The sequence below is a fragment of the Buttiauxella sp. genome, from assembly GCF_049686335.1.
Taxonomy (GTDB): domain Bacteria; phylum Pseudomonadota; class Gammaproteobacteria; order Enterobacterales; family Enterobacteriaceae; genus Buttiauxella.
Window position 1 is genome coordinate 108,875 of the sequence record NZ_JBAVHX010000023.1, and the last position, 14,412, is coordinate 123,286.

Annotated in this window: 11 protein-coding genes; 5 read left to right on the plus strand and 6 right to left on the minus strand. The window is 51.2% G+C overall.

The window, feature by feature from the left end:
* Position 1: 1 nt before the first annotated feature.
* Positions 2 to 1,543 (minus strand): exopolyphosphatase, encoded by a 1,542-nt coding sequence (ppx, locus tag WBL83_RS16000; RefSeq protein ID WP_424590080.1) that lies wholly within the window; start codon positions 1,541 to 1,543, stop codon positions 2 to 4.
* Positions 1,544 to 1,590: 47 nt separating this feature from the next.
* Entirely contained in the window at positions 1,591 to 3,651 is a 2,061-nt protein-coding gene (ppk1, locus tag WBL83_RS16005) for a polyphosphate kinase 1 (protein ID WP_424590081.1), read from the minus strand.
* A gap of 190 nt (positions 3,652 to 3,841) precedes the next feature.
* Between ppk1 and WBL83_RS16010 the strand changes: the two genes are divergently transcribed.
* Positions 3,842 to 5,503: a hypothetical protein gene (locus tag WBL83_RS16010; protein ID WP_424590082.1), complete on the plus strand. Its 1,662-nt coding sequence runs from the start codon at positions 3,842 to 3,844 to the stop codon at positions 5,501 to 5,503.
* Positions 5,504 to 5,556: 53 nt separating this feature from the next.
* Here the strand turns inward: WBL83_RS16010 and WBL83_RS16015 are convergent, their stop codons facing one another.
* A complete protein-coding gene (locus WBL83_RS16015) occupies positions 5,557 to 6,663 on the minus strand; it encodes a glycoside hydrolase family 88/105 protein (RefSeq protein ID WP_424590083.1) in 1,107 nt (368 codons plus the stop codon).
* Positions 6,664 to 6,673: 10 nt separating this feature from the next.
* On the minus strand, positions 6,674 to 8,119 hold the full coding sequence (locus tag WBL83_RS16020; RefSeq protein ID WP_424590105.1) for an MFS transporter: 1,446 nt from the start codon (positions 8,117 to 8,119) through the stop codon (positions 6,674 to 6,676).
* 448 nt (positions 8,120 to 8,567) lie between these two features.
* Here WBL83_RS16020 and WBL83_RS16025 point away from each other — a divergent pair, with 448 nt between their 5' ends.
* Both WBL83_RS16025 and WBL83_RS16030 read left to right on the plus strand, forming a co-directional pair.
* Entirely contained in the window at positions 8,568 to 9,923 is a 1,356-nt protein-coding gene (locus tag WBL83_RS16025; protein WP_424590084.1) for a glycoside hydrolase family 28 protein, read from the plus strand.
* The gene (locus WBL83_RS16030) at positions 9,916 to 10,179 is read left to right on the plus strand and encodes a SemiSWEET family sugar transporter (RefSeq protein ID WP_424590085.1); all 264 of its coding nucleotides are present in this window, start codon (positions 9,916 to 9,918) and stop codon (positions 10,177 to 10,179) included. The genes WBL83_RS16025 and WBL83_RS16030 overlap by 8 nt, the downstream gene beginning before the upstream one ends.
* Positions 10,180 to 10,210: 31 nt before the next feature.
* Here the strand turns inward: WBL83_RS16030 and purN are convergent, their stop codons facing one another.
* Together purN and purM are read right to left on the minus strand one after the other, a co-directional pair.
* Positions 10,211 to 10,852 (minus strand): phosphoribosylglycinamide formyltransferase, encoded by a 642-nt coding sequence (gene purN, locus WBL83_RS16035; RefSeq protein WP_424590086.1) that lies wholly within the window; start codon positions 10,850 to 10,852, stop codon positions 10,211 to 10,213.
* On the minus strand, positions 10,852 to 11,889 hold the full coding sequence (gene purM, locus WBL83_RS16040; protein WP_424590087.1) for a phosphoribosylformylglycinamidine cyclo-ligase: 1,038 nt from the start codon (positions 11,887 to 11,889) through the stop codon (positions 10,852 to 10,854). The genes purN and purM overlap by 1 nt, the downstream gene beginning before the upstream one ends.
* A gap of 225 nt (positions 11,890 to 12,114) precedes the next feature.
* Here purM and upp point away from each other — a divergent pair, with 225 nt between their 5' ends.
* Together upp and uraA are read left to right on the plus strand one after the other, a co-directional pair.
* Entirely contained in the window at positions 12,115 to 12,741 is a 627-nt protein-coding gene (gene upp / locus WBL83_RS16045) for a uracil phosphoribosyltransferase (RefSeq protein WP_034459132.1), read from the plus strand.
* Between the two features lie 328 nt (positions 12,742 to 13,069).
* Positions 13,070 to 14,356, plus strand: coding sequence for a uracil permease (uraA, locus tag WBL83_RS16050; protein WP_424590088.1), 1,287 nt, complete (start codon positions 13,070 to 13,072; stop codon positions 14,354 to 14,356).
* Positions 14,357 to 14,412 lie beyond the last annotated feature (56 nt).

Here is a 14,412-nt window from a genome sequence, read left to right on the forward strand (position 1 = left end):
TTCAGGCTGCCACGTTCGGGCTGGCTTCCTCTTCAATCGAAAGTCGCCATCCTGCAGTATTGTCCCAGTATTGCTGTTCGCGTTCTAAATCCAGCAGCACCAGCGTGTTCTGGCTAAACCAGTCGTACGGGAAGCGCAGCGTCCAGTGGTTCTCGTCTGTTTCCAGCACCAGTGTTGGCGGCGTGGTGGTTGCCTGACGTTGGTTATTCAGCAATACGGCCAGGCGCAGGATCTGAATTAACGGCAGGAACTGTTTTTTCTTAAACAGGGTAAAACGTGGCAGATCGTCAATCTTGATTGCTTTGCGGTGATAACGCACAAGCGATGCAATCAGCGTCTGCTGTTCCTGGTTAAAGCCCGGCAGGTTGCTGTGCTGCAGAATATAAGCCGAGTGGCGATGTAGCCCACTGTGATTAATATTTAGCCCCACTTCGTGCAGCATCGCCGACCATTTCAGCAGCGCGGCCATTTGTGGATTAGCCTGCTTCGGGTTTTGAACTTCCCACTGCTGATAAATATGCTCAGTGGTACTCAAGACACGTTTGGCCTGATCGCTATCAATATGGTACTGATTCGCGAGGCTTTGCGCGGTGCGGATACGAATATCCTGATGGCGGAAGCGGCCCTCCATTTCATAGAGTACCCCCTCACGCAGCGCACCATCGGACAGGCGCAATTCACGAATTGCCAGTGAGTCAAATACCCCGCAAAGAATCGCAAGACCGGGCACAAACACCGCTTTACGCTCTTCCGATAAACCAGGCAGGCTCATCGAGTTAAAGCTCTTGTACTTCAGGACTTCATCACGCAGCTTTTCCAGGCGATCCGGGGTAATAATCCCGTCTTTTTCGCCCATATTGACCAGCACTTCGTGGGCGGCTTTGATGGTACCAGACGCACCCATCGCCACATTCCAGCCCTGTAAGCGATACTGCCAGGAGAGGTTTTCCAGCTTTTGCACTGCAGCAAGCCGCGCACGCTTAAAGTTTTCTGGGCTTATATTCCCTTTCGGGAAAAAGTTTTGTGCAAAGCTCACACAGCCCATGCGGCGGCTTTCCACCAGCATTGGTTCGAAATCTTCGCCGATGACTAACTCAGTCGAACCGCCACCGATATCAATCACCAGCTTGCGGCCCTTTTCAGGCTGCGTATGTTCCACACCCATAAAAATCAGACGCGCTTCTTCGTTACCGGAAATGATTTCAATCGGGTAGGGGATAACCTGCTCGGCGCGTTTCAGGAACTCTTCTGCGTTTACCGCCTGACGCAAACTGTGCGTCCCGACGATACAAACATTGTCTGCAGAGAATCCCTGAAGGCGCTCCGCAAATAACGCCAGGCATGACAGCCCACGTTCCATCGCTTCTTCGCTTAACTCGTTTTCGGCATTCAGACCATCAGCCAGATGAACGCGCTGTTTCAGACGGCCGATGATTTGCATCGCGCCATCAACGACGCGCGCGATGACCATATGGAAGCTGTTCGAGCCAAGGTCGACCGCAGCGAATTCTTGCGGTCGTGGAGTGTGTTTTTTTATCGGCATAATTTTATAGTCGACATATAACCTTCATCTTTCAGGTTGCAGGTGCGTTATTCAGGTTGTTCCAGAGACTTAATGTAATCGTATATCGCCAGCTGTGAGCGTACCTTGCGGCGATTACCGCGCGGAACATAGCGGTTACTCAACTCTTTGTCGATATAGCGTGCTTTTACCGTGTCACTGAACAAGATTTCAATGATATCCAACACCCGTTGTTTCAGGCGCGGATCGAGGATGGCGACCGCAACTTCGATACGGTAATCAATGTTACGCGTCATCCAGTCGGCAGACGAAAGATACACTTTCTTATCGCCACCGTTTTCAAAGATATAAACCCGGTCGTGTTCCAGGTAACGGTCAACGATACTGATCACCCGAATGTTATCGCTGATCCCCTCCAGATTCGGGATAAGCGAGCACATACCGCGCACCAGCAAATTCACCTTCACACCCGAGCTTGACGCAGCATACAGCCTGTCTACCAGCCCTTTATCGACCAGGTTATTCAGTTTCAGAGTAATGCCAGACGGCTCGCCGTTTTGCGCATTCGCAATCTCTTTATCGACCAGATCGTAAAGCAGGCGACGTGAGTTCTGCGGCGACACCATCAGATGCTCGAACGTCACCGGGCGATACGGGTTTTCGATAAAGTTGAATACCCGTCGCACTTCATTGGTGATGCGAGCATCGCAAGTCAGCAAGGAATAGTCGGTATAAAGACGCGCGGTTTTCTCGTTAAAGTTACCGGTACCGATGTGGGCGTAACGCACCACTTCTTCGCCTTCTTTACGAGAAATCAGGAATAATTTGGCGTGAATTTTCAGGCCTGGCGCGGAGAAAATAACGTGTACGCCCGCTTCAGTCAGGCGCTTCGCCCAGTGAATGTTGGCTTCTTCATCAAATCGCGCCTGCAGTTCAACCACAACAGTGACTTTTTTCCCGTTGTGCGCGGCATGAATCATCGATTCGATAATGCGCGAGTCTTTCGCCACGCGATAAATATTGATTTTAATCGCCAATACACTCGGGTCGAACGAGGCCTGACGCAGCAATTCCAGCACGTGTTCAAAAGTGTGGTACGGGTAATAAAGCAGCACGTCACGATTACGAATCGCATCAAATCCGTTACGGAATTTATCGAACCAGATATGGCGCAGACGCGGCAGAGGTTTATTGATTAAATTGGCTTTGCCAACATTCGGGAAGCTAATGAAATCTTTAAAATTGTGGTAGCGGCCACCGGGAATAATGGAGTCGTAATTAGTGATAGTCAGCTTATTACGTAGCATTTCGACCATCGCATCAGGCATATCGCGCTGGTAAACAAAACGCACCGGCTCTGCGGTAAGACGCTGTTTTAAGCTCGATGACATCAGTTCCAGCAGGCTGGACTCCATTTCTGTCACCAGGTCGTATTCTGCGTCGCGCGTCATTTTCATTGAATAGGCGTTCAGCGCATCGTAATCGAAGAAGCCTTTGAAAATGTCGTCCAGGCAATAACGCAGAATGTTATCCAGCAGGATCATGGGTTTGCGGCGACGCGGCGCTTCCGGTGGTAAATTCACAAAGCGCGGAACTTTATCTGACGGGATTTCCAGCAGGGCGTAACGAATATCGGTGCCGCGAATAATCTCAACCGCCAGATAGGTGTAATCATCTTTAAGGAACTGCACCAGATCGGTTTCGTTATTGATGAGGATCGGTGTGATGTGCTGGCGCAGATAATGTTTGAAATAGTGGCGCAGCCAGTTTTGCTGATTCGGGGAAAGCTGGCGTTCGTTAATCAGGAAGATCTGATTACGCGCCATTTCCAGCAGCAAATCGTTATACAACCCATCAAATTCCTGGTCGGCTTTCAGCACGCGCGCCTGAATTTTATTGAGTAGATGGCGCGAATTGGGAGCCGTACCTTGTTCTTCACTGATCAGAATTCGCCGCTTAAGTTCAGCGAATCGGACCTTGTAAAATTCATCAAGGTTATTCGAATAGATGCCGAGAAAACGCATTCTCTCAATCAGCGGATTAATTTTATCCGCTGCTTCCTGGAGCACACGTTCGTTAAAAGACAACCAGCTCAGTTCTTTTTCGATATACAGCTTATCCTGACCCATTAGCCCTCACTTGCGTTTTCGTGGACGTAAAAATGCCGTCACGTCTGACATTATGGCGAGCTTTGACGTGGAATGTCCATCAATGGCCGTAAACCCATTTCATTCACGCTTCCAGCACTGTGAGACGCATGACAGACGCGCGGACGTTTTTTAATTAAAATGGCGTTTTATAAAGTGGTGGGAGCAGGGGATGTGGGAAACACGGGCGCTTGAACTGAACAATCAGGAGCTATGGAACTGGTATCAAGCCTGCCGGTTTGTCGATTACGCTTGTGAACATCACTTCAATACCGTGGTGATAGGGCAAACCGATTTATTGGGCAAACTTGTCACTCCAGCAGGCTACACTCCGGCGCAATATAATGACCGCATCTCTGTGCATCAGCGCAGTTGCTGTGTTTACTTAAATCGGTTAGCACAATATTGCAAAGCACGTGGCTTGCGGTTCTATCTTCAGGCGAAAGAGTTGGGTTTTCCGGCTGATTTACTCCTGCAACAACCGCAGTTATTCGATGGTCAAGGCGGCCTGCGCTTTGATGTTGATTTCTGGAGCCAGTATCTGGCAGATAAGCTGGCGCTGGTCTGTAAGCAGATCCCCGCGATAGACGGTCTGTTGCTGGCGATTTCCAATACTGACAGTCTGGTACCGATAACGGCTCCTGACTGGAAAACGAATCTCGCGCAGCAAAAAAAATCAGCCAGTACGGCGCTTTACCGCTGCTGTTTTAATGCCGCCAACCAGGTTATGAAACGCCATGACAAACATTTGGTACTGCGTCTTTTCCCCGCCAGTATCGACGGAGTTGAACCGGTTCTCGACGCTATCGCAGGTTTACCAGCAGAAGTTGCGGTGTCGATAAAACTCACCCCGGAACGCTTCTGGCCCGAATTCCCCAATAACCCGGCATTGCTGGCGATCACCGACCGTGAAGTCTGGGCAGAAGTTGACGCTGCAGGGGAAGAAGTGTGTTGGGGAAATCTGCCGTTTATCCGCGTTGATGAAATTCAGGGAAGGTTACTTTGGTGCCAGGCCAGCAACCCGGCTATCAAAGGCGTGCTGTGTAAAGCAAGCTGGGAAGGTATCGATAATCACTGTGTGATTGGCACCTTAAGTGAATTTAACCTCTTTAGTTGTGCACGGTTTCTCGATCCAGACGCCCCATCAAAGAGTACCTCGCAGTTGCTGAAACGTTGGCTAATGGAATGCTGGCAATGGCAGGCGGATGAAGAGCAGCTACAGGTGTTGAAGGCGTTGTTTGAGCAGGCGCATCAGGTTATTTACAGCGCCATTTATACCCGCCACCATGTTTTCCATCGGCATAGTCTGCTACCTGAAAGCTACGGTCAGGTGGTCTGGAGTTTGTACGGCCAGCTCAACCGCAACCACTGGTTGCCCGGTTCTGCAGATGACATCGTCTTTGAAAAGCAGGATAGCGCGGGTGCCTCACGGAAACTTTCGTTGATTGCCGCCGAGAAAGATAACGCATGGACAGGTGCGGAAAACGTTCAGCGTCAGGCATTCGCATTTGCGCAAACTGCCGGTTTCCCTCCAGCATTCGCCCGGCGTTGGCAAACAGAATGGCAGGGAGTGTTTTTGTATTGCCGGGCGTTTATTCATGCGCAAAAAGCCTTTTTCACTTTGCATTATGCCCGTGAAGTTGAGAACAACTGGAGTCTGCGCGAAGTCTGCCAGGCCAATATTCAGGCACTCTTTGGAACGGCTCATGAGATGGAAGATTTCTGCGGGAAATGTAGTGATCTTCCTCCGGCCATGCATGTGATGTTTGATGCCGGACGAGCCCGTGCGCTCGCGGGGAGTTTGAGTAAAGAGCTGGCGAAATTATCTGGCTAGGGGGTGTTGGTCGGGCAAGCAATAGCGCCATCCGACCAACAAATCCATCATAACTAAATGTGTAAACGCAGAGATTCAACCAGGCAGAGAATCGCCATCGCTTGCCCATACGGCATTGAAGTCAGCGGGATATTTCGATAATGGTCGAGGTCGTTGCCCATCGCTGTACCAAATGAAACCTGTGTCAGTTCACCTTCTGGCGTGATGTGTCTGATAATCCCCTCGGTGGCACGTTGTGCGACGGGTAGCCAGTGGCTCTCAAGGTAGCCCAGCCGGACGGCCTTAAAGATCCCCGCCGCGAATCCGGCGCTTGCAGAGGCCTCAACATAGCTTTCAGGGTCGTTAAGCAGCGTTGGCCACAGACCATTCTCCGCCTGACATTGGGCCAGTGCCGCTACCTGATTACGCAAAACATTGCACAACTGGCGATAAAGCGCGTCCTGCGGCGATAAATCTAATAACTCCAAAAACTCAGGAATGGCGAGCGTAATCCAACTATTGCCACGTGCCCACAGCGCGCCGGCAAAATGATGCCGCCCCTCGAAGTTCCAGCCGTGATACCACAGTCCGGTTTTAGGTTCAGCAAGGTACTGGATATGCTGCGTAAACTGATATTTCGCCTCTTCAATCCACTCTGGTTTATTGAGCAATTTCCCTATTTTGGCCAGTGGCAGTACCGCCATCATCAAGGTGTCGTCCCAGATTTGCTGGTGGTGGTCGTTTTCATAGGTGACATGCTGGAAACAGCCTTCATCGGTGCGCGGCAGTTGATGTTGAAGCCAGCGACCCCAGGTTTCCAGGTAAGGGAGCCACTGTGGATTTGGCTGCTCTTCATAACACAATGCCAGCGTCAGGAACGGGCAGGCGGTATTGACGTTTTTAACTGGCGTACCTTCAGCAAAACGGTCGCTAAACCACTGGTCAATAATCTTTTTAGCATGCTCAGAGCCACTCACCTGGTAGTAGCGATATAAACCAAACAGACCGATTCCGTGAGTCCACTCCCAGCCAGCCCAACCTTTGGTATCAACAATCCGGCCATCACTGAGGCGTTGTAAAAAACGCCCGTCAGCATCTTTAATGTCAACGAGTCCGCCAATCAGGCTATCAATGAGCGCAGTGGTGTGCTCGCGGGTTGGGGATAATAGTGTCATTGTCATGGTCTGTTCCTTAAACAGAAGTGGTAGCGGGAGTCAGTTTGATTTCGTGGCTGGGACGGGATGCCCAGTTAGCATTGCTGTGCGGGTGGCCGGTCAGCGTCTCGACGACCTCTTTGGTTTCCTGGCTTGCATCTTCGGGTTCACCGCCAGCGCGTAAACGTTCCAGTTCGCTTATCAGCACCTGATGGCGTGACTGGCTGAGTCGGAAGCGGAAGGCACCACACATCGCCATCACCGCCAGTACACCAGGGCCGACAACAAAGACCCACCAAATACCATCGATTGCAGAGCTGCTTTGTGTTGCCACCCCTTTGGTAAAACCAAAAGATTCAAGCGCCAGACCCACGATAAACAGCGCCAGTGCCTGAGAGAACTTGCGGGTGAGCATCATGACGCCGGCATAGATCCCTTCGCGGCGCACGCCGGTATAAGCCTCATCGACATCGGGTAAGAAGTTGTAGACATTCCATGGAATGAGATAGGTACCACCACGCGCGATACCCATCATGACCGCCCCGCCCAGCACCAACATGCCAATGGAGGCATAGCTGGCTGACAGTTGGCTGAAGTAAACCAGGCTTATCAAAATCATGCCAATAGCCACTTTATAGGCATGGCCGTTGCCCACGCGAATACACAACCAGGTGAAAACAGGAATGGCAAGAAACTGGAACAAGGTCATCAGGCTCAGGGCTTGTGAGGCGAGGCCGGCGCTGATTTGCAGCACATAGGTCATGAAGTGCATAAACAGCGAGCCGAATATATCCAGTGCAACCGCGCCACCCACATACATCATGATATGAATGCGGAAGGTCTTCAGGCGAAACGTTGACAACATTTCCCGATACAGCGATTTCAGAGTGCTCAGCAGCCCGGTTTGTGTTTGCGGCGGTGGCAGGTTTTCACGCTCCCAGGTGCCACGCCAGACGAAAATCCATGGCAGTGAAAACAGTACAGCGAAGGTGATACCGATTAGCATAAATGCCTGATCTTTATCCGCGACGTGCGCCAGAATTTGCCCAGGTATCAGTGCGGAAAGAAATGCCGTGGCCTGTGCAAACAACATTCGTGCCCCCGACATTTTCGAACGGGTCTCGTAGCGGTTAGTCATCTCCGCAGGCAACGTGTCGTAAGGAACCATCAGCAACGTGAAGACGGTACTGAACAGCAAATACGTGCCGAGATACCAGAAGTATCCGTAGCCACTCATCCACATTAACGCGAACGTGAGTGAGAACGGCGCGCCGATAATAAAGAACAGGCGGCGGCGCCCCCAACGACTGCGGATGTTATCGGTGATGTAGCCCATTACCGGGTCGGTAATACCATCCCAAATCTTGGCGATGGCAAAGATAGATGCGGCAGCCGCCGGCGATAGCCCAGCAACCTCAATGTAGAAATACAGCAGCCAAAGACCCGTAATGGTCATCGCACCACTGCCAAATATATCTCCCATCCCCCAGGCGAGAATATTTTTAGTTTTAACTTCCCTTCCTGCTGATGGGGTGGTTTTTGTCGAAGTTGTGTCCATTGTTCTTATCTCATGTCGATAAAAAAGGAGTTCGGCTTTTACGGTACGAAGTGTGGACTGCACTCTCCACGAGCCTTAGCGTGGTTTTGTCCGGTAATGAGAAGGTCGCGGAGAAATATCGAGAAAATCTTCACCTTTCCCCGTTGCCTGGAGGGGGTAGCGGCAAAGAAGGACAATAAAGCGTGACTGGCGTCACGATGGTAAATGTGCCGCTCAAACCCACTGTGAAGCCGATCACCTTTTCCTCCTGAGCTAAATGCATTTTGTGAGGCAGACTGCATTTCTGTCCGTCAGACGCGATAAGCCCATAGAGCGCAGAAAGGGGGCGTGGTGAGATGCCAGGGTCTTTTTTATAGAGAGTGATGAGAGAATCATGAAACTGACTCTGACCCCACAATGGGCGAGTGATGACGATAAAAATCAAGATACGCTTCGATTCCAACAGGCGCTGGATACGCTGGCGCAACAGGGTGGGGGGACGCTTGAAGTCGAGAGCGGCTGCTACAAACTGGGTGGGTTAACCCTGCATTCAAATACCACTCTTTATTTGCACGCTGGCGCAGAATTGCGGGTTAGCGATGATTATCATCATTTCCAGCAGGCTACTACGCTCAGCACCGCTGAGTGTTCCAATCGGGCTTTTCTGTACGCTTTTGGCGCGCACAATATTACGGTTTGTGGTGCCGGGAAAATCAACGGTAATGCAGAGGGGTGGTTTACTCAGGATGCGGATGAAATGGGCTATCGGCAGCCTGCCAAACAGCGTCCACGCATGATTGTCTTTGAAGACTGCACCAGGGTCCAACTGCAAGATTTCACGATTGAGAATGCCCCAATGTGGACCATTCACCTCGTCGCGTGTCAGCAGGTAAAAGTGACGGGAATCACCGTGGATAATGACCTGACGATGGCGAATACCGATGCGTTGGATATCGACAGTTGCCAGCAGGTGCACATCAGCAACAGCCACTTCAGCGCAGCCGATGACACCATTTGTCTGAAGACCAGCCGTAAACCGCTTGCGCTGCAACGTGCCACTCGGCATGTGGTGGTGAGTAATTGCACGCTTCGTTCCAAAAGTTGCGCAGTGAAAATTGGTACCGAAACCTGGGAAGACATCGAAGATGTTTGCGTAACCAACTGTGTCATTTATGAGTCAAACCGAGCAATAGGGCTGGTCTCCCGGGATGGTGGACGTTTGCGGCGCATGATTTTCAGCAACATTACCTTTAGTTGTGAGATGGCCCACGCCTGCCACTGGGGCAAAGCGGATCCGGTTTATCTATCCGTGCGCGCCCGCGACCCGGAAATTCATCCTGGTGAAATCGAATTTATCCAGTTTCGCGGCCTTTCTGGGGTGAGTGACGGGGCGATTAATATGCACAGTGAGTTGCCGGGGCAAGTAAGACATATCGTTATTGATGGCCTGCAACTCACCCAAAGAGTCAGCGCCTCATCCGAACAGGGTTTGTATGACATCCGCCCGCCGTGTAATCCGTTTTCACCCACCGGAATGGGGCTGGATAACGCGTGGTGCCTGAACCCCCAAACGCAACGTGCCTTCGGCGTGGAAGCATATCCTGGTGGCTTGCCTGCGTTATATGCCTGTGGGGTGAATGATTTGACGCTGCGGAGCGTAGAAATTTGCCGTCCACAGCCTTTGCCTGCCGGATGGAATAAGCGCGAGCGTGTGCTAATTGATTGCGATGGAGTGAAACAAGATGTCTGATTTTGCCTGGCTTGGGTCTGTTGCTGCGTGCTGTACTACGGGGTCATTTGCGCTACAGGTACTGCATATCCTGAAGAATCGCGATACTAAAGCTATCTCACTAAGCATGTATCTGGTGTTTGTTTTTGGCGTGCTGTGTTGGTTGTTGTATGGGGTGAGCAACGGGGATGTTCCCCTGATGGTCGCCAATGGCATTACGCTTGTGCTGGCGGCGACAGTGCTACTTATGAAAGTGGTGAACGAACGGGTGCGATAAACGGTGACGGGGAACCGTCACCGTATTATTTCTATTCTTCGGCAGCATAACCTTGAACAGGTAGCGCTTGACCATCAAGCCAGGCGCTATTTTCACGCATTTCCAGGCGCCCTTCGATAAACCAGGAAACGACCAGCGGATAAATGGCGTGCTCCTGGCTCTGCACGCGAGCCGTGATGTCGTCTTCATCGTCACCGTCAAAAACCGGGATTCTGGCCTGAAGGATCACCGGCCCGCCATCCAGTTCTTCGGTGACAAAATGCACCGATGTCCCGTGGACTTCATCACCGTTTTCCAGCACCTGACGATGGGTATTCAGGCCAGGATATTTCGGCAATAGAGAAGGGTGGATGTTGATAAGACGACCAGAATAGTGCGTGACAAACTCAGGGCTGAGAATACGCATATAACCGGCCAGCACCACCAGATCCGGGGCGTAGGCGTCGATCTCGAGCATCAACTCACGATCGAACGCCGCCCGATCGGCAAACTGGCTAGCGGTTAACGCGTGAGCAGGAATTTCTGCTTCACGCGCACGTTCAAGACCAAAGGCATCGGTTTTGTTACTGAATACAGCCGCAATGGCGCCATTAATTTTTTTAAGCTTGCAGGCATCAATAATTGCCTGAAGATTACTTCCGTTACCGGAAATGAGCACCACGATGCGTTTCATTATTCAATAACCACACGTTCAGCAGAATCAGAAGCTTTGATACTACCGATTTTCCAGGCGTTTTCACCTTTTGCATTCAAAAACTCAACCGCTTTATCAGCTTCGGCTGCAGGCAACGCAATCAGCATCCCAACACCACAGTTAAAGGTGCGGTACATCTCGTGACGGCTGATATTCCCGGCTTTTTGCAGCCAGTTGAAGACCGCAGGCCATTGCCAGGAAGACTCAGCAATAACCGCCTGGGTGTTGTCTGGCAGAACGCGTGGGATGTTTTCCCAGAAACCGCCACCGGTCAGGTGAGCAATGGCGTGCACATCCACGTTTTCAATCAATTCCAGAATTGATTTCACATAGATACGCGTCGGTTCCAGCAGATGATCGGCCAGGGGTTTGCCTTCCAGTTCGGTGGTGAGCGGGTCAGTACCGCTGACTTCCAGTACTTTACGCACCAGAGAATAACCGTTGGAGTGCGGGCCACTTGAAGCCAGAGCAATCAGCACATCGCCGTCGGTCACTTTAGAGCCATCGATGATTTCTGATTTTTCGACCACACCCACACAGAAACCTGCCACGTCGTAATCTTCTCCGTGGTACATGCCCGGCATTTCAGCGGTTTCGCCGCCGACTAATGCACAACCCGATTGCAGACAACCTTCGGCAATACCGGAGATAACGCTGGCTGCGGTTTCAACTTCAAGTTTTCCAGTCGCATAATAATCGAGGAAAAACAGTGGCTCAGCACCCTGAACAACCAGGTCGTTCACACACATGGCGACCAGGTCGATGCCGATTGTGTCGTGACGCTTCAAATCCATCGCCAGACGCAGCTTGGTACCCACACCGTCGGTGCCGGAAACCAGCACAGGCTCACGATACTTCTGAGGTAACGCACACAGCGCACCGAAACCGCCTAATCCACCCATGACTTCCGGGCGGCGGGTCTTTTTCACTACGCCTTTGATTTTATCGACCAGAGCGTTACCAGCATCAATATCAACACCGGCATCTTTATAGCTGAGAGAAGTTTTGTCGGTCACTGCTAAGTCCCCGCGGATGGGTTAGAAATAAAAAACGCCGCAATTCTAACAGTGCAGGCAAACGTTTGCGAGCCTCTTATTCAGCGGGATGTAATAATTGTTGTTATATACTGATTCCAGTCTCGTTGATCCTGATCAATCCCAATATCTATAGCACTGCCCTGAAAAAGCGGTATAATCCGGCGATTTTTTTTGTGGTGGCCAACTATCTCGGGGAGAAAGAGTATGAAGATCGTGGAAGTCAAACACCCACTCGTCAAACACAAGCTGGGCCTGATGCGTGAGAACGACATTAGCACCAAACGCTTTCGTGAACTCGCCTCAGAAGTTGGCAGCTTGCTAACTTACGAAGCTACGGCGGATCTGGAAACTGAAAAAGTCACTATCGAAGGCTGGAACGGCCCGGTAGAAATTGATCAGATCAAAGGTAAGAAGATTACCGTTGTGCCAATTCTGCGTGCCGGTCTGGGTATGATGGAAGGCGTGCTGGAAAACGTTCCAAGCGCACGTATCAGCGTGGTGGGTATTTACCGTAACGAAGAAACTCTGGAGCCAGTTCCTTATTTCCAGAAACTGGTTTCTAACATTGAAGAACGTATGGCGCTGGTGGTTGACCCGATGCTGGCAACCGGCGGTTCAATGATTGCCACTATCGACCTGTTGAAGAACGCAGGTTGTACCAGCATCAAGGTGCTGGTTCTGGTGGCTGCACCTGAAGGTATAGCAGCACTTGAAAAAGCGCACCCGGACGTTGAGCTGTTCACCGCTTCTATCGATCAGGGCTTAAACGAGCACGGATACATTATTCCGGGCCTCGGCGATGCCGGCGATAAGATTTTCGGTACCAAATAATGCTCTTCATGTTTCGAATTGCTGATGCGCTGGCGGCCTTTGCTCACCCTGGTCACGTAGCAAATCTACGCTCCCAGGGATTTACGCTGTTGCCGCCTTTCCGCAATCCGAAATCTATTGAGCATTAAAAATTGAGCCGACTTCGAAAGTCGGCTTTTTTTTGATTTATAACTTCTCAAAATCATAAGCCCAAATTAATTGAAGTTGCAGCGGCCCCAAAGGGGGAATAATCCCGATGAGCTTACTAATGTAAGTGATTCGGGTGAGCGAGCACAGCCAACACCGCTGCGGCTTCAAGTAAGACGGGCAATTCTCAGAGGAAAACACAATGACACGCCGCGCTATTGGAGTGAGCGAAAGACCACCCTTGCTGCAAACGATACCGCTAAGTTTGCAACACTTGTTCGCCATGTTTGGTGCCACCGTGCTGGTGCCTATTTTATTCCACATCAACCCAGCGACGGTACTGCTGTTCAACGGGATTGGGACGTTACTGTATCTCTTTATCTGTAAAGGGAAAATTCCGGCTTATCTCGGTTCAAGCTTTGCCTTTATTTCGCCAGTGTTGCTGCTTTTGCCGCTAGGTTATGAAGTGGCTCTGGGCGGTTTTATCATGTGTGGCGTGTTGTTCTGCATCGTTGCGCTGATTGTGAAAAAAGCCGGCACCGGCTGGCTGGACGTGATGTTCCCGCCTGCGGCGATGGGTGCAATTGTGGCGGTCATCGGTCTGGAGCTCGCGGGTGTTGCGGCGAACATGGCGGGTTTGCTGCCTGCTGATGGCACATCTCCTGATTCAACCACCATCATCATCTCGCTGGTCACTCTTGCGGTAACGATTTTCGGTTCAGTCTTGTTCCGTGGTTTCCTGGCTATTATCCCAATTCTTATCGGTGTGCTGGCGGGTTATGCGCTCTCCTTTGCTATGGGCGTGGTGGATGTGACGCCAATTGTTGAAGCACATTGGTTTGCACTGCCAACCTTCTATACCCCGCGTTTTGAGTGGTTCGCCATCTTCACCATTCTGCCTGCAGCTCTGGTGGTTATTGCTGAACACGTCGGTCACCTGGTGGTAACGGCAAATATCGTGAAGAAAGATTTGATTCGCGACCCAGGCCTGCATCGTTCAATGTTTGCCAACGGCGTGTCGACGATTTTCTCGGGTTTCTTCGGTTCCACGCCGAACACCACTTACGGAGAGAACATCGGCGTCATGGCGATTACCCGCGTTTATTCCACCTGGGTAATCGGTGGTGCTGCGATTCTGGCGATTCTGCTTTCTTGCGTCGGCAAACTCGCTGCGGCCATCCAAATCATCCCTGTTCCGGTGATGGGCGGCGTCTCTTTGCTGCTGTACGGGGTGATTGGCGCATCAGGTATTCGCGTGTTGATCGAATCTAAAGTGGATTACAGCAAAGCGCAAAACCTGATCCTGACATCCGTCATCCTGATTATCGGCGTGAGTGGCGCGAAAGTGCACATTGGTGCTGCTGAACTCAAAGGCATGGCGCTGGCGACTATCGTCGGTGTTGGTCTGAGCTTAATCTTTAAATTGATCAGTGTACTGCGCCCGGAAGAAGTGGTGCTGGATGCTGAAGAAAGCGACGTAAAACCGTAGTTTTGCCTCAAGCCGGGCGGTGTTCTCGCCCGGTTCTCCTGATCGTCAATTCTGTG

Bases quoted from the DNA above. Each gene is read 5' to 3' on its own strand.
- WBL83_RS16015 (WP_424590083.1), bottom strand. From the start codon at position 6,663: ATGACAATGACACTATTATCCCCAACCCGCGAGCACACCACTGCGCTC.
- WBL83_RS16010 (WP_424590082.1), top strand. From the start codon at position 3,842: ATGTGGGAAACACGGGCGCTTGAACTGAACAATCAGGAGCTATGGAAC.
- ppk1 (WP_424590081.1), bottom strand. From the start codon at position 3,651: ATGGGTCAGGATAAGCTGTATATCGAAAAAGAACTGAGCTGGTTGTCT.
- ppx (WP_424590080.1), bottom strand. From the start codon at position 1,543: ATGCCGATAAAAAAACACACTCCACGACCGCAAGAATTCGCTGCGGTC.
- upp (WP_034459132.1), top strand. From the start codon at position 12,115: ATGAAGATCGTGGAAGTCAAACACCCACTCGTCAAACACAAGCTGGGC.
- WBL83_RS16030 (WP_424590085.1), top strand. From the start codon at position 9,916: ATGTCTGATTTTGCCTGGCTTGGGTCTGTTGCTGCGTGCTGTACTACG.
- WBL83_RS16020 (WP_424590105.1), bottom strand. From the start codon at position 8,119: ATGGGAGATATATTTGGCAGTGGTGCGATGACCATTACGGGTCTTTGG.
- uraA (WP_424590088.1), top strand. From the start codon at position 13,070: ATGACACGCCGCGCTATTGGAGTGAGCGAAAGACCACCCTTGCTGCAA.
- purN (WP_424590086.1), bottom strand. From the start codon at position 10,852: ATGAAACGCATCGTGGTGCTCATTTCCGGTAACGGAAGTAATCTTCAG.
- WBL83_RS16025 (WP_424590084.1), top strand. From the start codon at position 8,568: ATGAAACTGACTCTGACCCCACAATGGGCGAGTGATGACGATAAAAAT.